Annotated in this window: 16 protein-coding genes; 12 read left to right on the forward strand and 4 right to left on the reverse strand. The window is 61.3% G+C overall.

Going from position 1 to position 22,830, the window contains the following annotated elements:
• The first annotated feature begins 13 nt into the window (after positions 1 to 13).
• The 11 genes from D571_RS0112380 (at position 14) to D571_RS0112430 (ending at position 12,027) form a co-directional block, all read left to right on the forward strand.
• Positions 14 to 1,282 (forward strand): type II and III secretion system protein family protein, encoded by a 1,269-nt coding sequence (locus D571_RS0112380; RefSeq protein WP_231372023.1) that lies wholly within the window; start codon positions 14 to 16, stop codon positions 1,280 to 1,282.
• The gene (locus D571_RS0112385; protein ID WP_018937009.1) at positions 1,282 to 2,496 is read left to right on the forward strand and encodes a hypothetical protein; all 1,215 of its coding nucleotides are present in this window, start codon (positions 1,282 to 1,284) and stop codon (positions 2,494 to 2,496) included. Before D571_RS0112380 ends, D571_RS0112385 begins: the two co-directional genes overlap by 1 nt.
• The gene (locus D571_RS0112390; RefSeq protein ID WP_018937010.1) at positions 2,493 to 3,740 is read left to right on the forward strand and encodes a CpaF family protein; all 1,248 of its coding nucleotides are present in this window, start codon (positions 2,493 to 2,495) and stop codon (positions 3,738 to 3,740) included. The genes D571_RS0112385 and D571_RS0112390 overlap by 4 nt, the downstream gene beginning before the upstream one ends.
• A 39-nt stretch (positions 3,741 to 3,779) precedes the next feature.
• The gene (locus D571_RS0112395; protein ID WP_018937011.1) at positions 3,780 to 4,673 is read left to right on the forward strand and encodes a type II secretion system F family protein; all 894 of its coding nucleotides are present in this window, start codon (positions 3,780 to 3,782) and stop codon (positions 4,671 to 4,673) included.
• A gap of 10 nt (positions 4,674 to 4,683) precedes the next feature.
• Positions 4,684 to 5,628: a type II secretion system F family protein gene (locus D571_RS0112400; RefSeq protein ID WP_018937012.1), complete on the forward strand. Its 945-nt coding sequence runs from the start codon at positions 4,684 to 4,686 to the stop codon at positions 5,626 to 5,628.
• Between the two features lie 31 nt (positions 5,629 to 5,659).
• Positions 5,660 to 6,412 carry a hypothetical protein gene (locus D571_RS0112405; protein WP_232196982.1) on the forward strand — a complete coding sequence of 251 codons (753 nt, stop codon included), beginning with the start codon at positions 5,660 to 5,662 and terminating at the stop codon, positions 6,410 to 6,412.
• A complete protein-coding gene (locus tag D571_RS0112410) occupies positions 6,412 to 6,720 on the forward strand; it encodes a DUF3613 domain-containing protein (protein ID WP_018937014.1) in 309 nt (102 codons plus the stop codon). The genes D571_RS0112405 and D571_RS0112410 overlap by 1 nt, the downstream gene beginning before the upstream one ends.
• A 17-nt stretch (positions 6,721 to 6,737) precedes the next feature.
• A complete protein-coding gene (locus tag D571_RS0112415; protein WP_255349495.1) occupies positions 6,738 to 8,600 on the forward strand; it encodes a TadG family pilus assembly protein in 1,863 nt (620 codons plus the stop codon).
• A gap of 30 nt (positions 8,601 to 8,630) precedes the next feature.
• Positions 8,631 to 9,098 (forward strand): TadE/TadG family type IV pilus assembly protein, encoded by a 468-nt coding sequence (locus D571_RS0112420; RefSeq protein ID WP_018937016.1) that lies wholly within the window; start codon positions 8,631 to 8,633, stop codon positions 9,096 to 9,098.
• A 13-nt stretch (positions 9,099 to 9,111) separates the two neighbouring features.
• Entirely contained in the window at positions 9,112 to 9,534 is a 423-nt protein-coding gene (locus D571_RS0112425; protein WP_018937017.1) for a response regulator, read from the forward strand.
• Between the two features lie 87 nt (positions 9,535 to 9,621).
• Complete coding sequence (locus tag D571_RS0112430) at positions 9,622 to 12,027, forward strand: ATP-binding protein (protein ID WP_018937018.1); 2,406 nt, start codon at positions 9,622 to 9,624, stop codon at positions 12,025 to 12,027.
• 14 nt (positions 12,028 to 12,041) lie between these two features.
• On the opposite strand, the gene D571_RS0112435 is transcribed toward D571_RS0112430, so the two are convergent.
• From D571_RS0112435 to D571_RS0112445, 4 genes are all read right to left on the reverse strand, one after another.
• Entirely contained in the window at positions 12,042 to 12,815 is a 774-nt protein-coding gene (locus D571_RS0112435; protein WP_018937019.1) for a response regulator transcription factor, read from the reverse strand.
• A gap of 232 nt (positions 12,816 to 13,047) precedes the next feature.
• Complete coding sequence (locus tag D571_RS13825) at positions 13,048 to 14,964, reverse strand: hypothetical protein (RefSeq protein WP_018937020.1); 1,917 nt, start codon at positions 14,962 to 14,964, stop codon at positions 13,048 to 13,050.
• Between the two features lie 1,196 nt (positions 14,965 to 16,160).
• Complete coding sequence (locus tag D571_RS14345) at positions 16,161 to 16,802, reverse strand: hypothetical protein (RefSeq protein WP_156815792.1); 642 nt, start codon at positions 16,800 to 16,802, stop codon at positions 16,161 to 16,163.
• 14 nt (positions 16,803 to 16,816) lie between these two features.
• Entirely contained in the window at positions 16,817 to 21,418 is a 4,602-nt protein-coding gene (locus D571_RS0112445; protein WP_156815793.1) for a hypothetical protein, read from the reverse strand.
• A 316-nt stretch (positions 21,419 to 21,734) separates the two neighbouring features.
• Between D571_RS0112445 and D571_RS0112450 the strand changes: the two genes are divergently transcribed.
• On the forward strand, positions 21,735 to 22,826 hold the full coding sequence (locus D571_RS0112450) for an IS630 family transposase (RefSeq protein WP_026287837.1): 1,092 nt from the start codon (positions 21,735 to 21,737) through the stop codon (positions 22,824 to 22,826).
• Positions 22,827 to 22,830 lie beyond the last annotated feature (4 nt).

Raw genomic sequence — 22,830 nt, forward strand, 5'->3', positions numbered from 1 at the left:
AGTGATGCACGCAATGACAGGGAAGCCGGCCGGCGCGCCCGGGCCCCGGCGCATGATGAAGCTGGTGGCGGTGGCTGCGCTGGCGTGGGCGGTGGCGGCGCCGGCAACAGCGGGTTGTGATCGCGTTAACGAGATCATGCCGCACATGCAGCATATGGATGAAGGCACCCAGAAAAGGATCGAGTTTCCTACGCGGATCGAGAGAGTCGCGGTCGGCGACGACGCGGTGGCGGACGTGGCCGCCGTGAATGGCAACGAAGTCCTGGTGACGGGGGTGGGGGGCGGCCTGACATCGCTGTACGTCTGGACCTCCTGCAACCCTGATCCGGAACGTTCGCTGGTGACGGTATCCGCCAGTGAGGCGTTGAAAGTTCATGAGCGCGAACATAGCCGCGAGGAGGTGGCGGATCTCCCGATGCAGGTGCAGGCGGATATCCGGCTGGTGGAAGTCAGCCGTTCCAAGCTGCGGGAACTCGGGGCTTCGTTCCTGGGCCGCCGGGGTTCTTCGAACTTCCTGTTCGGTACCCCGGGGGTCGTGGATGGTCGCGGGGTGCCCGGGGGGATTGCCGGTGCCTCATCGGGCATCCCGGGGTCGGAAGATGGTTTCAATATCTTTTATGGCGGAGGCGGGGACCGTTTCCTTTCGCTGATCAACGCGCTGGAATCCAGCGACTTCGCCTACACCCTCGCCGAACCCAGTCTTGTCGCCCTGAGCGGGCAGAACGCGACGTTCCACGCCGGGGGCGAGTTCCCGGTTCCGGTCCCGACGTCGGGGTCCGATTCGGTGAACGTGCAGTTCAAGGAGTTCGGCGTCCGGGTCTCGCTGACACCGACGGTGATCGACGAGAACCAGGTGACCCTCAAGGTGGCCCCGGAGGTGAGCGAGCTGGATCAGTCGTCGGGTGTGCAGATCGAGGGGACCATGGTGCCCGGTATCCGGGTTCGGCGAACGGATACGACGGTCTCCCTGGGGGACGGCGAGAGTTTCGTGATTTCGGGGCTGGTGAGCAGCAGTACCGCGTCGCAGGTGGATCGCCTGCCGGGACTGGGAGAGATTCCGGTGCTCGGGGCCTTTTTCCGCAACTCAATGGTGGAAGAGGATGATCGAGAACTGCTGATGATCGTGACCCCGCATCTGGTGCAGCCGATGTCGCGAGACGCGGATCTCCCGGATCTCCCGGGGGAGGCGTATCGGGAGTATTCGCCGAATGCGGCCGAGCAGTTCTTCCTGGAGGACGGCAGTTTCGATCGTCTCCGGAGCGGCAGCGGAGAGGCCCGGTGATGACGGAAGAACCGAGACTGGATGCGCCTTCCCGTTTCGTGGCGAGTCTGCTGGGTGGCCGCGAGCTGGAGTGGCTGAAGATGAGTCTGGGTGACCTCGGCGCAGTTGTTCCGGCCGAATCGGATCAGCTCGACGAGGTGCTGGGGCTGCTGGACCTCGGCGATGCCCGGGTGATGTTCGTCGGGGTGACGGCGGGTGATCTGAATCGTGCCTCGGCCCTGATTGAGGGAATCACGGCCGCGCGGCCGATGCTGACCGTCATCGCGGTCGGTGACGGTAATGCACGCGACGAGCTGCTGGCCGCGATGCGTGCCGGTGCACGTGACTTTCTCGCGGTCGGGACCCGGGCGAGCGAGGTACGGGCACTGGTGCGCCGGGCACTCGATCGTGTTCCGGTCCAGCAGGATGATCGCGATGATCGGGGCGTGGTGTGGGCGGTCATGAACGCCCGCCCCGATTTGTCGAATGCCTTCATTGCTTCCCATCTGGCGGTTGGTCTGCGGCACGAGAAACCGTCCTCGCGGGTGCTGCTCCTGGATCTGGGCGTGCCGTCCGGTGATTGCCTGACACTCCTCGGTCTGGAGTCGTCTTTCACCTTTTTTGATGCGATGCGCAACCTCCGGCGCCTCGACCAGACGTTGCTGGAGAGCGCGTTGCCGTCCGACGGCTCGGGGGTCCACGTGCTGTCCATCCCGGAAGACGGCGATGGGGAAGAAGAGGTTTCCACCGCCGAGTTGTATCTGCTGCTGGGCACCCTGAAGCGTCATTACTCGCATGTGGTCGTGAATCTGGGGGGGCTTCCGCAGGGCGCCTTCCTCCATGTGATGCTGAATAATGCCGATGAGGTGCTGCAGCTGGTGGACCAGAGCGTGCCCAGTTTCCGACAGAACGTGAAACGCCTGGATCAGATGCGCACGGCCGGGACGCAGATCCGCTCGTTGCGCGTGGTGGTTGACCGTGTTCAGTCACGGTTGGCCCCTGATGCGGATACGGTTGCTGAACGGATCGGGGCGCCGTTGTTGGCAACGCTCCCGGGGAATGGTCTGCAGCGGATGCGGGCGATCAATCTGGGCAAGAGTCTGTTCGAGATGGCGCCGCGGGACAGCCTGGTTGCGGGCATCCGGACGCTGATCCGCCGTCTGGATGCCCACCAGGGTGACCGCCCCGGGGGGGTCCGCGAGTGGCTGCGCGGCATGACCAGGAGGAACGGATGAAGATAGGGGTGGCCCGCGGAGGGGTAGCGGTACGCGACCAGGGGGACGAGCAGGATCTGAAGCTGAACCTGCATCGGTACCTGGTCGAGTCCATCGAGGAAGATGAGGTGGAACTCTCGTCATGGGTGCGAGGTGCAGTCCTCGAATACGTACGGGAGAAGGTTGCTCAGTACGTCGCCGGACATCAGCTGCCGCTGACCCAGATGGATCTCGACCGACTGGCCGAAGATCTGGTGGACGAACTGACCGGGCTGGGGCCGCTTCAGGCGCTGCTGTCGGATCCCTCGGTGTCGGAAATCCTGGTCAACGGTGCCCAGCACATCGTGGTGGAACGTGAAGGACGTCTGGAGGAGACGGATCGGCGATTCATTGATGACGCCCATGTGCGTCGGGTAATCGAACGCATTCTCGCTCCGCTGGGTCGCCGGCTGGATGAAGCGAGCCCGATGGTGGACGGACGGTTGCCGGATGGCAGCCGGGTTAACGCGGTTATCCCGCCGGTCGCGATGGACGGGCCCTCCATCTCCATTCGCAAATTCAAGGCAGATCCTCTTCAGGGAAGGGACCTGGTCGTCTACGGCACGCTCAACGAGGAACTGCTGTCCTTTCTCCGCAACGCCGTCGAGCGGCGAGCCAACATCCTGGTGAGCGGCGGTACCAGCACCGGCAAGACGACCCTTCTGAACGTACTGAGTGGATTCATCGGCGACTCGGAGCGCGTCGTCACCATTGAGGATACGGGGGAGCTTCAGCTGGGCCACCGCCATGTCGTTCGTCTGGAAACCCGTCCTCCGAACGTCGAGGGTTTCGGCGAAGTAACGGCGCGCGATCTGGTGAAGAACGCCCTGCGCATGCGTCCTGATCGAATCGTGCTGGGTGAGGTCCGCGGCGACGAGGTGATGGACATGATGCAGGCGATGAATACCGGCCATGACGGCTCCATGTCCACGATTCATGCCAACAGCGCCAGTGATGCATTGCTGCGCATGGAAGCCCTGTTCGGCATGGCCGGTCGCCAGATCCAGGAGGCGACCGTGAGGCAGATGATCGGGGCGGCCGTCGACGTGATCGTTCAGCTGGTGCGGTTGCCGAATGGACGTCGCTGCATCAGCGAGGTCGCGGAGGTGGTGTCGGTGCGTGACGGTCATTACGTCACCAACGTGCTGTTCGAACTGGACCGTGCCCACGACCGGATCGTGCACCGGGAAGGTGCGCCGGCGTCCGGCAAGCTGCGGAGAAACTGAAGGGATGGCCCCGGGAGCGCCAGGCCAGGGGAGGGGGCGATGATGGAACCTCAGGGATACCTGTTTCTGGGAGCAGCGGTGGCGATGCTTGCCGTGGGTGTGCTGGTGCTGCGCGCGGGCTGGACCCGGGTAGACAACGCGGCAATCGATGAACGCCTGAGGACTGCGGGGAGCGTGGCCAACGGCGATCCGACGCATCGTCGGTCCGGGCTGGAACGACTGTGGCTGCGGGCCGGAATGGGTGAAAGCCGCCTTCCTGCCGCCGCGCTCGCGGCGCTGTGGCTGCTCGTGATCCTGACGGGCAGCGTGCTGGGAGGCTGGCCGGGTCTGCTGGGCGGAATTGTCGCGGGGCTGGGGATGAATTACGCCGTGCTGACCTGGTCGGCCCGGCGGCGACGTGAATTCCTCCAGCAGCAGCTTCCCGGATTTGCCGAACACGTGGTGCGGAGTCTGCGTGCCGGCCGGACGCTCCCGGCTGCAGTGACGAGCGCGGCGGCGGAGATGCGTGCCCCGCTGGGGGAGGTTCTGGCGCGGGTCGTGCGGGAGGTCGATCTGGGCGTGAGTCTGGGCGAGGCGATGGAGAGTGTCGCCGAGGACTATGATCTGCGTCCGCTGCGGCTGTTGGCCCTGGGGGTCCAGTTCAACATGCGTTACGGCGGCAGTGCCGTGGAACTGATGGAGCAGGTGGTGCGCATGCTCCGGCAGCAGGAGCAGGCGCGCCGTGAATTGCGTGCGCTTACGGGCGAGACGCGGGTGAGCGCGCTGGTCTTGGCGGTGCTGCCGATCGGACTGGCGGGCTATACGGTCTCCATGAACCCTGATTACTACGCTGCAATGCTCGAAAGCACCGCCGGTACCGCGGTCCTCGTGGGAGCGATCGTCTGGCAGGCACTGGGCGTTCTGATCCTTTGGCGCATGCTGCGAAGTCTTTGAGGGGTATGTGATGACGCTCGGCATGTGGTTGCTACTGATGGCGGTCCTGCTGCTTCTGGGCGGCGGTGTCATGACGGCATGGCTCTGGTGGCAGGGGAGCGGGGAGCGCGACGCCATCACCGCGCGCCTGGAAGGAACAACGGGGGCGGAAGCGGTGAACTACGGCTCGGCCGCTGGGGTGGAACGCCCGGCAAGGGCCCGTACACGCCCGTCCGCTGCGGGGCTGGTCGCAAGATTGCGGGGCTCGGACCCGGAGCTGGCGCGGCTTCTGCGGCGTGCAGGTCTGATCCGGCCGGCGAAGCGGCGGGCCACCGCATTTATGGTCCAGTTCGCTCCGATCGTCCTGGTGGCTGTTCTGTTTTTGCTGCTGGCTGCCACCGGGGATGGCCTTGAGGGAGGCGACCTCCTTGTGGTCGGGGCCGGTGGACTGGCGGCACTGATGTTGCCCCGGCGGGTGATTGCGGCGGTGGCGAACGAGCGCGGACGGCGGATCGGCGATCAGGTCAACGTGATGGTTCAGCTTCTGCGGATGCTGTTTGATTCCGGCCAGTCGGCAGACGGGGCCCTGCGCGTGGTGGCGACGGAGAGCCGCGCGTTGATCCCGGATCTTGCGGCGGAGCTTGACGTGGTCCTGCAGAAGGTTGGCACCGGGGTCTCGCTGGCGCAGGCCCTCGGTGACATGGCAGAGGGACTGGAAGTCGCGGAGCTGGATGATGCGGTCCTGATCCTGAAACAGCTGGTGGAACAGGGCGGGGATGTGAAGGCACCGCTGCAACGGCTGTCGCAACTGATCGAAGACCGTCAGCGGACCCGGGTGCAGGAGCGGGTGAACAAGATGTCGGCGCGCATGAGCGTGGTGATGATGCTGTTTCTGTTCCCGGCCCTGCTCGCGGTGCTGGCGGCGCCAGGATTCATTGGCCTGATCGACGCACTGGGGGGAGTCGGTGATGGATAGAACGCGACATCGGATTGCAGGTTCATTGGCGGTGATCGTGACGTCATTGCTGCTGCATGGCTGTGCGGCGCTGCCCACGGGCGGTGGCGGTGGCGATGGAGCTGAGCAGCATACTGCTGCGTTGGACTGTGCCTCCGATCTGGGGACCGAAACGCGTATGGCGATGCAGATGGCCGAGGAGCAGGCGATGGAGGGCCGCTGGTATGCGGCCCTGGCCGAACTTGATGCCCTGGGCACGCAGCACGACGAGGTGGTTCTGGCCCGTGGCCAGATACTGAGTCGTATTGGCCACGAGGATGCACGGGATGCCTTCAGGCAGGTGAAGAATGATCCTTGCCACCGAGGGGCAGCCCATCACGGCCTGGGCATTCTGTCCCTGAGGAAGGCGGATTATGCAGCGGCGGAGGAGCACCTGCGCGAGGCGCGGATGGCGCTGCCCAACGTCTCGGACGTGCGGAATGATTACGGGTTCGTGCTGATGTTGCTGGGAAAAGACCACGATGCCGAGTTCGAGCTCAGGACCGCCCTGGAACTGGATGACGGGCGCTCGAGAGCACTGGAGAACCTCATGCTCCTGTACCTGAGTCGGGGCGAGACTCGGCCGCTGGATGACCTGGTCCGCGAACACGGGGCGGACGCGGAGATGGTGTCCCGCCTGAACGATCGCGTCGATCGGCTCGAGGCCACTCGTCTCGAGGCACAGGGCGAGATCATCTTGGGGCAGCCTCTGGATGGCACGGCCGACGAGTTTGAACTCGGAATCCCGAACGAAGGAGTGGAGTGATGAAGGCATTAAGCGTGTTTTCGGTGGTGAGCGGCGGACTGTTCCTCGTGATGGGGATGATGGCCGGGCCTGTTACGGCCGGGACTGAGGTCGGTTCACGGGCAGTGGCGGACGCCGGGGTTGATTCATCCCCGTCGGCCGGGGCCCGCGACTGGCTGTCGATGCAGCGCGGCGGCGAGCAGGCTTCCGGCCATGTTCAGGGACTGTCGGAAGCGGCACGGACCCGGGCACTGCGGCGTTACCTGGACAGCTTCAGCCACCCCATTCCTCCGCATTACATCGATCGGGATTCGTTCAGCGCGGATTGAGCCGCGTCGGGGGCCATATGTTCACGTTGCGCTCGGGAAGCGGCATCCGCCGGCGAGGAACACCGCGGCATCAGGGCGGTGCTATTGGACTGATGGCGGCGCTGGTGCTGTTGCTGGTCATGCTCACCATGGCGCTCGCGATCGATGCGGGGCGCCTTTACATGGAACAGCGCGGCCTGCAGCGGATCGCGGACATGGCGGCCCTGGAGACTGCCCGTCACCACACTGGCTGCCAGGCCACCTCGGTGGATGCGGCTGAGCGTGCGCAGCGGAGCGCGGAGCGCAACGGTTTTTCCGGGGACCTGAAGGCCGGTGACGGACAGGTGCAACTGGGGGCGCTCGAAGTTGTGGACGGACTTCGGGTATTCGAGCTCGGCAGTGGCGATCCGGATGAAGTGCCGGAGGCCGTGCGTGTGGTGGCGACGGAGGAGGTGCCCTCCAGCGTTGTGCTGGGGGGGCTGCTGGGCGGGACGACCGCCCTGTCGGCCGAGGCCGTGGCACAGCGCCAGAACATGGCCGGAATCTCCGCGGGTTCCTGGGCGGCACGGATCTCCGCTGAAGATTCGGTCCTGCTGAATCTGCTCCTAAACGAATTGCTGGGCAGCGATCTCGATCTCGATGCGGTGGCCTACCGGGGGCTGGCCGATACGTCGATCACCCTGCTGCAGCTTGCCGACGACCTCAGGGTCGCGGGCGTGGATCTGGCGGTCGGGACGGTCGACGAACTGCTGACCACCAGCGTGTCGGTCCTGGAGCTGGTCGAGGCGTCGATTTCGGCTGTGGACCGGCAGGACGTGGCGGATGTGGACCTCTCGGTACTGGAACAGCAACTGCTCGGCCTGAGAGTCGATGAGCTCGAGCTGGAGCTCGGGGACTTGCTTCACGTAGAGGCGCCCTCAGACCCGGAGGCTGCTCTGGATGCCGAGCTCAACGTGCTGGAGCTCATCCTGATGTCGGCCCTGACGGCCACCGGGGAGGACGCCCTCAACCTGGAACTTGAACTGCCGGTGGATGTGCCCGGACTGGCCATGGTCGACGCAGGGGTGTCGATTGAGCTGGTCGAACCGCCGCAGATGGCGATCGGGCCACCGGGTGTCGTGCCCGGGAGTTCGGCCGGCGATGCCCCTGCCGACCGGTGGCGGACGCATCTGGAGACGGCTCAGGCGAGGATTCAGGTGGACCTGGGGCTGGGCATCCTGGGCGGACTGGAGGATGGCGAAGGGCTGAATCACGATATCGAACTGGATCTGGGGCTGGCGGTTCAGGCCGCTCAGGGCGAAGCGTGGCTGGAAGGGGTCTCGTGCCCGGATGGAAACGGGGATGGAACCCGCGTGGATGTAGGGGCTCTGCCCGGACTCGCCAGCGTGCACATCGGGCGGTTCGCCAGCAGCGAGTCGGACGAATTGGAACCCTCCCGGCTGAAGATCCTCGGATTGGCCGAGGTGGATCTTCAGGCGGAGGTCCCCGTCGGGTCGAGCGGACCCGAGACCCTGGAATTCCTGGTGACCGATCGGTCCGAACTGCCCACGGAGCCGCTATCCACGTCGTCCGGCGTGGGGGATTCACTGGGGCACGGGGTGGAGACCCTGGGTGAAGAGCTAATTCTCGAAGTCCGTGTCCTCCCCACGTTTGAAGGGGAAGTGTGCGACGGGCTTCTCGGGGGGCTGTTATGCGGGGTCGCGGATCTGGTCAACGAGGTCCTGGCGGTTGTGGTAACCCCGATCCTGCGCGCCCTGCTGGCGGACGTCGTGGCGCCACTGCTCAACGTGGTGGGCGAAATTCTCATCGACCCGCTCCTGGATATTCTGGGCGTGAAGGTTGGCGGAATGGATGTCCAGGTGGTGGAGTTGCGTGAAGGTGGCGTTGATCTGGTGCGGTGACGCTCATCGCGCCGCGGATGGAGAGACCGGATGGAATCGAACAAGGCGTTTGCGAGGATGCGTCATGGACGCCGCAGGTCGCGTCAGGGCGGGGCGGTGGCGATCGAATTCGCGCTGACTTTCGTGATTTTCTTCGCGGTGTTTTACGCGATTGTGTCTTATTCCTTTCCCCTCCTGCTCATGCAGAACATGCACACCGCCGCTGCGGAAGGCGTGCGGGTTGCCATCCAGGTCGATCCGGCGGCGGATGATGCAGTGGAGCGGATGGAGGTGCTTTCGGCCGAGCATGCCGAGCGCATCATGGAAGACGCCCGGATGCTTGCCCTGTTCCCGGGGGATTTCGAGATCACGGCAGACATGGATGAGGACGTGCTGGAAGTTACGATCGTCTATGACTACGCGCAGGCGCCCTTGCTGGTGCCCATCGAACTGCCGGGGATCGGCCCTGTGCCCAGAATGCCGGGGGACTTACGCGCGCAGGCATCGATTGACATGTAGGCAGGAGGGGACGATGGACGATTTGAAAAAGGTGTTGCTCGTGGATGATGACGCGGATATCCACGAGGAGTTGCGGGAGGCCCTGGAGGCCGGTGGTTATCAGGTGTGGCACGAGGCGAACGGTGAGGGGGCGCGGAGTGTTCTCGGAAAGCACCCGGGAATCCGCATCGTCCTTCTGGATCTGCGACTGCCGGGCGAGGACGGCATGGCAATCCTGGAGTCGATTCGGCGTGACTTCGGCGACGCTCATGCGGTGATCATGGTGACCGGGCACGGCAGCAAGGACACGGCAATCACGGCGCTGAGGCAGGGCGTAACGGATTTTCTGGAGAAACCGGTGGATCCCGATTCGCTGTTTTCCGCGCTGGAGCGCGCGGAAAGGCTGCTAATGGAAAAAGACTTGCAGGTGCATTCCGCGGATGGTTGTGACGGGTAAGCGTGCGCGCCGGACCGATTTTGCGATCGGATGGTGATGACAGGGGCATAAGCGGCCTGTGCCGGACCGGCCGGGCAGGAGTACAGCATGCTGATGGACGCAGAGTCTGTTGAAGGCGTACGGCAACACGGAGAAGACCCTCGGAACGCGATTGATACGTTGATCCGCTCGATGATGGTGACGCCGCTCGTTCGGCAGGCGGAAGGGCGTTATCTGGATCGGGTGCTGGCGGACCTGGGGCGGATGATGGCCGCGGACCGGGCCCTGCTTGTGGTACGAGAGGAACAGGGCCGGGGGGACGGGCGGATTGAACGAAGCTGGGTGCTTCATGAAGGCATGGTTGCGCCGGCGGGAGCGGATGAACCCCGGCGTCTTCTGGAGTGCGCCGCCGTACGCGGCGAGATCGAACATGGTCGTGTGGTTTTTCTGGAAGGTTCGCGCGAAGACTGTGCCGGCAGGGTGCTTGTACGCCGTGGTGTACGGTCGCTGGTTCTGCTTCCATTGCTGGCCGGCGGAAGGGAATGGGGGGCCGTGCTGGTAGAGTCGCTGTCGGATCGGGCGGACTGGGCTACGTGGTCGTCAGGTCTGGCCCCGATTGCCGCCATGCTGGGCGGAATTCTTGCGGCGCGTCAGGAAACTGCGCGGGTTTCGCTCACGCAGAGCCATGCGGATGCGGTTGAAAGGGTCGAAGCGATGGGGTCGTGGACTTTTGACCCCGAGGCCCGGCGACTCTGGCTTTCATCGGAGGCCCGTCGGCTGGCTGCCGATCCCGAAGGTCCGGATCTGGCTGAGGCGTTTGGCGTGATCGCCGAAGATCGAAGCCGCCTGAAGGCCTGGGTCGAGTCGCTGTGCGGGTCAGCGGGAATGGCGCCGGCCGAACTGACCGTCAGGGCTGCGGGAGGCGGTCAAGGGTCCTCCCTGCGTTTGCGTTTCCGTGGAGTATGTGCCCTTGGTGATGGCTCCGGCCATGTGCGGAGGGGAACGGTTACGGATGTCAGTGCACGTGACGAAGGAGACCGGCGTCACCAGGAAACGAATGAGCTGTTCGAGGTGTTGCTGGAGTCGGCACCGGTCTTGGTGTATCTGGGCCACCTTTGGGTTGGAGGATTGCGCGTAACGCATGCGAGTGCGTCGTTGTGGAGCATCACCGGCAGTCAGGATCCGGCCTGCCTGGAAACCGCCAGCCTTGCGTCCAGGACTCACCCCAACGATCTTGCAGTGGTGCGGGAGCGGTTGGAAAGGCTGGAATCGGAAGGTCGTTTCGAAGGAGCGTATCGGCTGAGGAATGCGGACGGCGATTACTCCTGGGTTTATGAGGAAATCCGCCTTACGGGTCCCGGGGCGGACAGTCGTTTGGTGGGGATCCTTCTGGATATTACTGAACGAAAATCGTTCGAGGCCAACGTGTATGCCAGTGAGCGTCGCTACCGGGCTATCGTGGAGGATGCCCCCGTATTTATCGTGCGGTTCGGTGCGGATCTGAAGCTGAATTTCGCCAATACAGCATTCGTGGATGCATTCGGTTTTGAGCCCCAGCAAGGCCCGGAGGGCCATTCGTGGCCAGAGTTTCTCGGTGAAGACGAAATCCGACAGCTAGGGACGCGTCTCGCCGGACTGAGCCCCTCAAACCCTACGGTGGGTCATGAGATGGAGATGGTCCTTCCGGAACTCGGAGTTCGGTCGGTAGTGTGGTCGGAACGCGGCTTTTTCGACGATCGGGGCGATCTCGTCGAGGTGCAGGCGGTAGGACGAGACAACACGGAGATTCGGGAGGCGCGTGAGAAGCTGATTCATGCCGCCAAGATGGCGACACTCGGAGAAATGGCCACCGGTGCGGCGCACGAAATCAACCAACCCCTCAATGTCATACGCATGGCTGCCCACAATGCCCGGCGGCTTCTGGACAGCAGGGAAGAGAACCCGGAGCCGTTGCTGGCCAAGCTCGACCGAATCGAAGGGCAGGTATCGCGGGCCGCGAGTATCATCGACCAGATGCGGATGTTCGGACGACGCAGCGACCGGACCCCGGTTCTTTTTTCTGTGCGGGAGGCGGTTGATAACGCATTGGTCTTGGTACGGGAGCAGTTTGGAAACAATGGCATTGATCTGCAGCTCGATACGGAGATCGAGGTGTCGGATAACGTCCTGGGTCACCGTGATCAGCTGGAACAGGTATTGATGAACCTGATGGTCAATGCGCGAGATGCCATCGTGTCTTCTGGAAGTGAGTCCGGACACTCGATCCGGATCCGACTGGCAAGCACGGATGATGGCGGGACTATCTTGCTGGAGGTTTCGGATACGGGGGGAGGCGTCGACGAAGGGGTTCAGGACAGGATGTTTGAGCCGTTCTTCACAACCAAGGAAGTCGGGAAAGGGACCGGTCTGGGGTTGTCCATCAGTTTCGGAATCATTCAGGAAATGGGGGGGCGGTTAACGGTGACCAATCAGGAAAGGGGTGCTTGTTTCCGTATCGAGCTGCCCGCCGGATAGAAGCGGGCGACGGATCAGGAGAGGGGGTGGCGGGTTGCGGCAAGCGCGAGCTGGGTGCGGTTCGATAGGCCCAATGTGTGCAGGATTTGTGATACGTACAACTTGACGGTATTCTCGGTAATGCCAAGCTCGTAGGCAATCTGATAGTTGCTGTAGGCATTGGCAACCAGCGCCACAACTTCCCGCTGGCGGGCGGTCAGCTTGCCAAACTCGGGCCGGTCGAGGTTTACATTGGATTCGGGTCCGGATCCGCTCTCGGGGGTGTAAGTCGGGAGTCCCAGCTGGTTTCTCAATGTTGCGAGGTCGTTGGAAACACTGGCAATGGCGTGGTCGAGAGAATCCAGCTGAGGAGAAATCCGGGCCGAGCGGGTTTCGTCGCGCCGCTTCTGAACCCGATCCTCAAGTTGCTGGATGGACGCGGATACGGCCCGAAGGTCCAGCGGCTTCTGAAAATAATCGCGTACGCCGTCTCGCAGGGCACGGATCGCGGTGTCGTGGGAACCATGACCGGTAATGATGGCCGTCTCGAAAATGCGATCGCCTTCGTGCTGATCCAGGAGCCATTCAATGAACTGGAATCCGTCTTCGGTGGGCATTTTGATGTCCGTGAGGACGATTCCAATCGATGGATCTTCGCTAAATTTTCTGCGAGCCGCGCGAGCACTGAAAGCAGGTTCACAGGAGTAGCCGTCAGCCTCCAGGCTTTCCTGAATTTCCTCGACGATGTCGGGTTCGTCGTCTACGACCAGAATGCGAACCGCGGAAACTTGGGGCGTAGTGGCCGACATCGCCGGGACTCCTGTCTCAATGTGGTATTAATTATGCCAAGGTGATTGGAACTAGGAAAGGTATGTCCGGTGTCCACGGTCCTTTAAGGAAGCGCTGATTAATGGCTCTGCATCCGGCTCCAATTCCCGCTACCGCATTGTAGGAAGGACATCGGGCCGGGGCGGCCTTTTGGGTGCCCTGTGACCGCCGGTTTTGGCGGTCACAGGGGCGTTGATCGATCCTGCGGACGCACTACCCCTGTGGCAGTAGCCCCACTGCTGTCCCACTTAATTCAACGAGATAGCCCGATTCCTCGTTTCGATTCAACGTTTTGTGGTGAAACCATTGTATCGAAAACGGCTCAGGAATCGGGCTATCTCGTTGAATTAAGTGGGACAGCAGTGAGTCCACCCCTGGGCCCGCTCGTAGGGTCTGGAGCTTCTGCCGCAGATCGGCGCCGGCTTCATCCCAGTCTCCCGTGAAGAACCAGCGGCCATTGGCGTTCTTGTCGAAGATCAGGGGAGAACGCCGTCCTTCAATGGACACCTTGACGGTTTCGGATTCCTGTACGGCGTGGGTCTGCAATGAGTTCCAGCAGGTGGAACGCAGGTTCGGATTCCCGATTTGACCCTGGATCCGAGCCTTGGCCTGAAAGAACCGGTTTTCGATCAGCTCGTTGACTGTGGCTTCACCCCCAAGGTCGGCAAGGGCCAGGGCCACCGCTTCCCACCACGGGGTGCCGGCCATCTGTTCGACAAGCCACTCGTCCTCGCTCATGTCTTCGGACCGGCTTTCGTAGTACGGCATCAAATTTTTCTGCAGGTAATACGTCTTGCCGGTGCCGGGAGGGCCATAGTAAATCGCATTCGTGGCACGCTGGATGGTGATCGCTTCCTGCTGGGGTGAGTCAGGCTCTGCGTCAGCGGTGCTGGGCTTTCGGAGCTTGCCCCAGAGGGTGCCGACCTGTTTCGCCACGGCGGGCTTGATCTCGATACCCGATTGCTGAGGAGTCCATTTCTGGTCCGAATTGATCTCGGTCTCCAGGCGGTCCAGTTGAAGAATGTCGTCCGAGTCGGGATCGCGCAGATCCGTCAGTGTGATGTCAACGAATTGGGTTTTCTCCCCTTGTTTGGCGCGCTCCGGATCCCAGTGCTCGGCTTGATACGGGGCGCTGGCGATATTGCCCTGAGCGATCAACCCGCGCGGCTCCGCACCCAGACGCATGATGTAGGCGGTATCCCCTTCGCCAACCTGCCCCGAGGCCGTGCTCCAGCGTTTGGTGACGCTCTCGCCCTTGGCGACCCGGAGCCGATCGTCACGGAATTCGTCCCAGGGCCATTTTTGGGGGTTCCAGGCCAGCAGCCAGACCTTCTGCGAAGGCTGCCATCGTTCCTTCCAGGGCGATTCATGAAACGCGAAGGGCTGGCCCGCTTCCTCTTCGAGCCGTTGGCGCAGCTCGAAGAGGCGATGGTCGATTTCCTCGAGCGACATATTCCTCACGCGGGCGGCGGGCAGCTCCTCAAAGTGCTGCACGATGGCCCGTTTGTCGCGCCCGGTGGTGAAATTTTCGAAGGTATCCGGGAACAGCAACCAGTTCAGCATATGGCGCAGTTGCCGGAAGCCTTCGCGGGGAACTTCGGCCAGCCAGCGGGCGAATACCCACGGATCGGAGAGAACATGCCGCCGTCCGTCCCGTGGCTGCTCTTTCATCGCCTTGGCGATGTTGATCAGGTAAGCGAGTTCACGCCACCGATGCGTATTGAATGCCGTGCCGGCGTGGCCGGCGCCACAAAGGACCTCATCCGTGAGGGCGGGATGATCCGCGGATAATGGCGTGCCACCCAGTTCCCAGATCTCGAGTACCTGCTGACGCTTGGTTTCCGGCTTGATGTTCGCGGGGAAGAGCAGGAGCACCCAGTTCAGCTCGGCCATCAGCCGGGTAGCGGTCGGCGGTGCATCGGCCAGTTGGATCTTCAGTTTTTCGGCGTAACTCTCGCTGCCTTCCTGCGGGTTCTGTATGAAGGCGCGGTCAAGGATCGCCAGATTGTCAGCGGTCCAGAGAGTCTCGTCACCAAAGATGCTCCCGTCATCGATGAGGCAGGTGTCGCGCCACTGCTCCACCGTTTCCAGAAGGGCAGTCGTATCCGCGTGGGGGGTGTATCGGCTCATGCCTTTTCCTTGTCTGCGTCCTGTGCGTGTCGCCTCGCTAGCCGGAACAAATGCCTCAGGCCTAGTGAACGATCGGTCGAGCTGGAGGCGAAAAAGGTATCGTTGGTCGTGGGGCTTAGGGAAGCACCTCTGATCTGTGCAGCCGGCGGCAGGGTCAAGAAGCGGTTCTGAGCGCGGTACGCATTGACGGGGCTGCGGGTCATTCATGGTGGCAAGGGTGCTCAAGACGCACTCACGCGCGTCAGCTTCGGAGCCGATCAGGCTGCGGCGTTGGACGGATATCGCGTTCTCCGCGCGGCCGCTGGGGCTCATCGAGCTGTTCATTCTCCGGTCCGCCGATTCCCGCTCCGGCATCCCAGTCCACATGGCCACCCACGTTATTGATGGTCAGAGCGATTTCCTTGGGATCCTTTCTCGCTATTGGAGAGTGAGTCGCCAGCGGCCCCACACGATCCTCGGTCGTCAAAAAGAATCGCTGAATGGGGAGAGTGCCTCGCATGACGGACCCCTCCTATCAAGCACGCATCAACTTGTCCACAAAAGCGGGCCAAACTCACGGGTGACCGATAGCATCCCGATTGGTAGATTCGCGGTATGTTTGCGTGGCCGTGCTCGATGCATCCAGCGTCGCAGCTAGTCCCCGGTCTCATCACGAGCCGCCAGCTAGTTTTGGCCGTGGGCAACCAGAAGCGATGGCTAAGGGTGCGTTCTCACTCCTTTGGGCGGCTTTCTCCCGGTCTCTGATATAAGGGGAATGGAGTCGATGCCATCACTTACGACACCGACCAACTAATGCTCGAATCACCTGAAACAATCTTGTAGTCGAACGTCGTAGTGCCGTTGTAATAGATTCAAATGTTCAGCCGTTTGCCCTTCGAGTTGCCCATCTAGGTAGCGATCGATTAGGTAATGTGATTCTAATGTGTTTCCTGGGGCGGCTTCAACAATATGTGTGCAGGTGGAGTGTTTGCGCTGCTCGGCCCAATGGTACGATGCCGCACCTGCTAAAATAACCGCTGCAATAACAATTGAAACTGGGACAGCTTTTTGATCCATTTCGCGTATTAATCGAAAGTTTTTATCCGGTCGGCGTTGTGTTTTTATAAAACCTGGGTGCGTATTGGCGATGGTTGTTCACCTTTCTAGCAACTGCGTCAGTCCGAGTTCTGGAGAGGTGCTCGAACGTTACCTTGGAATTAATCGTTGGTCTGCAAATGTCGCGCAAGTATCCCTAGCTGTTCTACCGCGGACTCGAGGATTGTGGCCTGTTCGTCCGTTTGAAGCTCACGCGGGACCTTATCGCCATTTCCTCGTAGGGCATACTCGAGGTCTGTGTCTAGTCCTTCAACTTTTATAGGTATGTTTGCAAGGTCTCGTCCCTTTAGGCGGATTCGGTCGCCCGTCTTAATCTCGATAGAAATCAGAAGCTTTGGGTTCTTGAGCCTTAATGGCTGTGGCATTGGGTCTTCATCGGGCCCAGAACGCGATGCTTCGATGGGTCCAGAGGGCTTGATACCATCGAGTTCCATTTGGCCAACGAGCTCATTGGCTTTCTTTTTTTTCTCGTTGCGTACCTTCCACGATCTCCTTGTCGACTCCCGTGCCTGGTTCTCCAGCAAATCCCGATAGTTGTTCGCGGCTTCTGTGGTCCCGAAGCGCAAAGTGGCTTCGATGTGATCATCGTTTGTTTCGAAGGTTTGCGATGTGGGCATCTCGTCAAGGCCTAGCTGCTCAATTTTTGATCCTTTTATGAACTCCGTTATCACGCTCCAAGCTTGTTTCTTATTTTCGAGTGGAAGTTTTATAAGAACTTCGTTTTTCTCGCTCTCTACATCCATGTCCTGTTACCTTACTAGTCCTCGCTGTCCATGGTCCCGTACGTGATCAAGACGAGTGCGACGCATCGGCGCCGGATATCCCCTACGCGCGGTATCTCGAGCGTATCAGGGATGTAGTGCGCAGTATAGCGTAGGACGACAGAATGGGGTTCCGTCGCGTGTAACAACGCGTGTCCGAGGCTTACCATTCGACCGACCGGCATATGGTCAGCAAGTTCCGTGAGCAGATATATCAGGGCCTCGGTCCGACTTTTTCGGTGTAGGGCTCCGCTACCATGGAGGTAATTAATACCCCAATCCGCATCGACATCCTCGAGTAGGGTAATGTCCGCTTGGACCATGTGGAGGGGGCGGTCCTGGACGGCAGCGATGTCATCGGCAGTGCGTCCTTCTCGGTGTGCGATAGCCGTAGTCGCCAATAGGCGGATACGTCCGGGTTGCTCTTTGGTGGTTTGTGATGAGACTACCGATGCTGTGTCATCAGTCTGGTCGCTGGCCGGTCTGAATTCCGTGATCTCGTAATGATCCAGGAGGCTGGGCAGGTCAAGTCGGCCGACAAGTACCGTATCTACGGGGTTGCCCCTATTTTTTGCCCGGTGCATGGCTTGGCGGAGGCTTGCGGTCGTGACCCCGACCAATGATGCCAAGGTCTCGGTCGAGGGCGTACGCCAACCTTGATGCACGTCTGTCATCAGCGGGATGGCATGATCGTAGTGCGTGAGTGTCGTCTCCGGATGCCCGTGTCCCAACTGGCGGGCGTGATGGTATTTTTCGCCGCGTAGGGACCATCGCGGGGGGAACCGGTGTGTTGCTTGATCATACGGCAAATCGAAGAAGACGTGAGGGTAATGGGCCGGAAGCTGGTGGTAGCTGTGTGCAGTCGCAGCGCTATGGCGAAACCCGTGGGGCCGTATTGGAGGAGTGTCCTTGTTGAACAGTTTGGCGGCCGTAGTGGCGAACCGGATATTGTATTTCCGAAGCCAATCTGTGGGGTGCTGTCCCGGTGGTGTCGGGCACAGTGACACCTGTTGAGGTTGATTGGGCGTTTGAGTGCCGTGGATCAATCGAACGGGGTGGGCGATATCTTCTGACTCTTCCTTGGTCAATCGAGAGACGGCCAGGCGCTGAGATGCGACGCGTTTCAGGGGCAGATGTACCCGTGGATGGACCGATATGAGCATTCGGTAATGACCAGCGAAGTAATCCGCATAGGTGATGTTGGCCAGTTCGCGGGTGCGCAATGAAAAGCGGGACTGGATGCGGTAGGCGAGCGCGAGGACGGTGTCGTGGTGGGCGGGTCGGTCGGGTAATCCACTGCAGACGGCCGGGGTGAATCCATGACGGATGGCAGCGCATTCGGCCGACGTGATTGGGTCTCCGGCTCTAGGACTGGCGGTGGCCGGGGCCTCCTCGATGGCGCGGATTAGGTCCAAAAAATCGGATGGGAGGAGACGATGGGCGACTCGTCGGGCGATCCACAGTGCGGGACTGGTATTTTCATCTTGGTAGATACGGCGTTCCAGCCACTGCGTGAGGAGGCTGTCTGTGGTGTCCTTCGCGGTCTCGGACTGGTCCAGTGCGTCCATGGCTTCGGTGATGATATCCGAGTACGCGGTGACATACCCGTAGATGGTGGACGGTTTAAGTCGCTTACTTTTTGGGACGTCCAGTTCCGCTTGGAGAGCAATCGCGACGATGTATGGTAGGGAGTCTTCGGGCGAGGACGTAGAGAGATGTTCTGCGGCCTGCAGGGCAGAGTCGCGTCGACGGGCATCATCGGGCTGTTGGCGCCACCGGTTGAGTGACTTCCGCATTTGGTCATAGAGATGGTGCGGGGTTTTGCCGAGATATCGCGTGTGGGACGGTAGGTCCCACTCAGGGTCCGTGGCGACGACGCGCATCCCGGTTGCCATGGCAATGAGTCGATCGGGGCGCGGGCCGCTACATGAAAGTGCGCCTCGCTCCCATGCCGCGCGGTGGCCGGGGGCCGTCATTCGTCTGGCCAGGCTGGACAATCGGCAGATATGCTCGAGGGCGGCTTCATCGGCGATTAATCCCCTGGCTGCCTGCCGATATTCATTCAGCGGATTCGTGGAGGCTGAACGGTACCAATCGATGGCTTTGCGCAGGACGAGTGTCTGGTGCGCGGACAGTAGCTGCGCGCCGTGGATGGTTTGAGCTGGCGGTAACGTGAGGACTGCTGCCGTGGGGAAATGAGGGAGCTGGTAGAGTTCCCCTGTCTCCAGAATCGCGAGGATGCGATCGACGCTGGTGGTGACTCCCCACAATATCGACAGGATGACGCACGCTACGCCTGAATCCTGCCGCCCTTTGCGGAGGGCGTCCAATGCTCGGTCCTCGATTTGTTGGGCTAGGCGATAGGCCGCGATGTGCGCAGGGCCGATTTCTGATCGTGGGATGCCATCCGGACGAGATTCGGCGTCCCCCGGCCCATCCGCCAGAGACAAAACCCTGCTGATGTTCAATGGGGCGCCCCATTCCCGCCGTCGAGCCGTGCGTACGGAGCCCATAAACTCCAGCCCGATGTCATCGAGATAGTGCTCTAGAGCCTCGTCCAGACGGCGGGCGAAATGCCAGGGGGAATCGGGGTCGATATGGGTGTATGGCTCTCCGTCGACCCGGTGACCCATCTGCTGCGCTATGTCGGCCGAGGAGTGGGCGTCCAGCTCTTCCGCTCGTGTGGCATACCAGTGCCGCAGCTTACGGATATCGACCGCACTGCCCAGGTGATCTTGTAGTTTGCTCCGCGTGATGGGGCGGACCCGACGTGCGTCCAGATCAATTGTGAAAAACAGGGGCCCCGAGCCGGTCAGAGCCCCGTCGATCCGGTCCCGTACCCGGCTGGGCAAGAGGGGGATGGACGTTCGGACGTGTTCCAGAACAGCGAGCATCTGGTCAACTTGTCGGCACAACCGCGTCGGCATCGCGGCGATACGATCCATACCCTCGTGCCTCTTGTCGCAGACGTATGCGACCCCGGGTCCGGCCTCGAATCGGACCATGTTCATCAGTTTCGTCCCGGGTAAATCGAAGGTGAGCCGATGGGCGGTCGCCGCCGCGAACATCAAAGCTGTATGAATTGCGATCGCATTGAATCTTGTCACAGCGGAAGGTTGGCGGCTGCGTTTCTGGACGGTCATGGTGGCAAGGCGTATCGCCGACCGAAGGGCCTCCCTGTCTACCATTGCTGAAGCCGATCCCACTCGGATGTGTCCGTCGGCCTCGACGTCCCCGGTGTCAATGTCGGCGGCGGCCAGCGCGCGGGCGTAAGCCTCCGCCATCGTCGATTGCGCGGGGCAGTAATACGCCAACGGAGCTGCGGAACGGTATCCATCCGTCCCAATCAGTAACTGCGCCGACCTGGGATGCCCCGTCGCGTGGTACACCAATGCCGGCATCGTCCGGCGCAAGCGTTCGAGGGTCAGCCTGGGCACGTGGTTCTTGGCAGCCGTAATGCGGTCACGGAATACAGACTCGGGAAGATCTCGAATATCTCTCCGGCCTGCGATGTCTTTCAGAACGGCGACGGACTCTTCGGTCTTCTTGCCGAACCTAAGCACGATGTCTTTATCGTGGTTATCACCCTCGTCGCCCGAAGCGGTGATCGCTTCGAGGCCGGGACCGGGTCTCGATATCCATCCAACCGGCAGTACTTGGATATTGAGTTCGTCTTCAAACTGTGATCGATCGTGTTGAAATTGGTTAGCAAGTGCGTGAATGATGCTCGCTGCATCGCGTGCGGTTAGGAGCATCAAAAGAAGTACCAAGTCCGCCACCACCTCATCATCCGATCGGCCATCATTGGGCCTCGTCAGACAGTGATATAGGAACCTTGCTTCGTCCGCGGACAACGAGGCCTCGATATCGGTGGTGAGCTGGCCATCGATGTGCAGACGTGGGTCCGGTCGTCGGAGCTGTAGGGAAGGGCGCGGGTGCTCTGGCTCGCCGTTAGTCGATTCGGCCGGTGAAGCGTCTGGCAAATCAAGAGCAGCCGTTTTTTCCTGCGCGAGGCCAGGCGCTTTCGAGGTTGCCTGCGCGGTTTCGGCACTCGCCCGGGAACGCAATAAGCCGCGTAACGTCTCGATGGCGATACGCCTTCCGGGGTTACGGCGAAAACCGAGTTCTGTGGCAATCTCTTCTGTTGTTTCGGCCGTTAAAGATTCGTCATCCCGTAGGGCCAAACATAGTTTGTCGAAAACAGGCGCCGGTTCTTCTTGTCGCGCTATCGTATGCGCCAAGCGACGGATTAACTGACCTGAATCCTTGTCTGAGTTGTGACGCAAAGATCGTATGGCGGAGAATAGTACCACCCGCATCCCGGCGACGCGGTCTCCAGTGAGATGAGGATGCAGCGCTTCGAAGATATGGGAACAGTCGCCGACACCCCAAAACGGTCGGTTCCTGCGCGGGGAATCGTAGGGTTGACCATACTGTTCGCAGGCGTCACACAGGGTTTGGAGATCCTTCAGATACCCGGCGGGTAAGCGTCCGCCATAGGTGTGGAGCGAGTCGCGGATCGATTCGGCAACCTTGGCGCCGTGCGGGATGTAATGGCCGCGAACGAGTGGCACGACCATATGTGGATGGTCGGCCATTTGTGCATACCGGTCGTCTTCATCCGGTGGATAGCACAGGATTGAGTTGGGACCCCAGCATCTGCGTCTCATAGCCGATCAGCTCCTGATACGGTGCTTGGCGGACCAGGACTTCTTGTTGTAAACGCATCCATGCGTATTCCCTCCTTCGTGTACCGTTTAATCACGGTACGGGCGTATGGTGAGTTCTGCAACCCCCTGTTTGTATAAGCTTGTGTTGGGTGGGCCCTTAGTTAAGCCCGCATCTAATGTCCTTTAACATTAGTTCGTTATAAAATAGAGGCCATGGGTTGATCTCCATTTGAGAGGGGGCTTTATGGCTCAACGTGGCCGCAAACCGATCAAGCTGGAGCTGTCGGACTCTGAGCGTGCCGAGCTACAGCGGTGGGTGCGGCGCCGCAAAACGCCAGCGGCCGAGAAGCAACGCGCGGAGCTGATCCTGGACAGTTCCGAAGGTCTTCCGGGGCGAGACATCGCGGCCCGGCACAGGGTGTCGGTACAAACGGTTTCCAAATGGCGAAGGCGTTTTGAGCGTTATCGGCTTGCTGGGCTGACGGACGCTCCGCGCTCGGGACGGCCGAGGACGATCGACGACGACAAGGTGGCGCAGGTCATTGAAAAGACCCTGAAGGAGAAGCCCAAGGGCGCCACCCACTGGTCCACGACCCTGATGGCGAAGGAAACCGGGCTCAACGCGATGGCCATCAGCCGGATTTGGCGCGCCTTTGGGCTCAAGCCACATCGGCTCGAGACCTTCAAGCTCTCGACCGATCCGCACTTTATCGACAAGGTCCACGACATCGTTGGGTTGTACATGCAGCCGCCCGATCGCGCGCTGGTACTGTGCGTCGACGAAAAGAGCCAGATTCAGGCCCTGAATCGGTCCCAACCGGCCTTGCCGTTAACGTTTGGCCATCCTGAGACCCGCACGCATGACTACCTGCGCCATGGCACGACGACCTTGTTCGCGGCACTGGATGTCGCCACCGGCGAAGTCATCGGCAAACTCCAGAGAAGACATCGCGCGAAGGAGTTCCTGGCGTTTCTCAACGAGATCGACCGTCAGGTTCCGGCCGACCTCGACGTCCATCTCATCATGGACAACTACGGCACCCACAAAACCGAAAAAGTGCGTGCGTGGTTCGCGGCGCGGCCGCGTTACCATGTGCACTTCACGCCCACCTCGGCGTCATGGATCAACCTGGTCGAACGCTTCTTCGCGCTCATCTCGGAACGCTGGATCAAACGCGGTTCGCATCGCAGCACTCGGGAACTCGAGGATTCCATCCGCGAATACCTGGAGACATACAACGATGAACCCCGACCATTCATCTGGCGCAAAACCGCCGACCAGATCATCGCGTCCATCGCCCGTGTAAGCGAGCGCCTCAACGATAATGCGAACTAATGTT

It is taken from the genome of Thioalkalivibrio sp. ALJ24, assembly GCF_000377785.1.
Classification (GTDB): domain Bacteria; phylum Pseudomonadota; class Gammaproteobacteria; order Ectothiorhodospirales; family Ectothiorhodospiraceae; genus Thioalkalivibrio.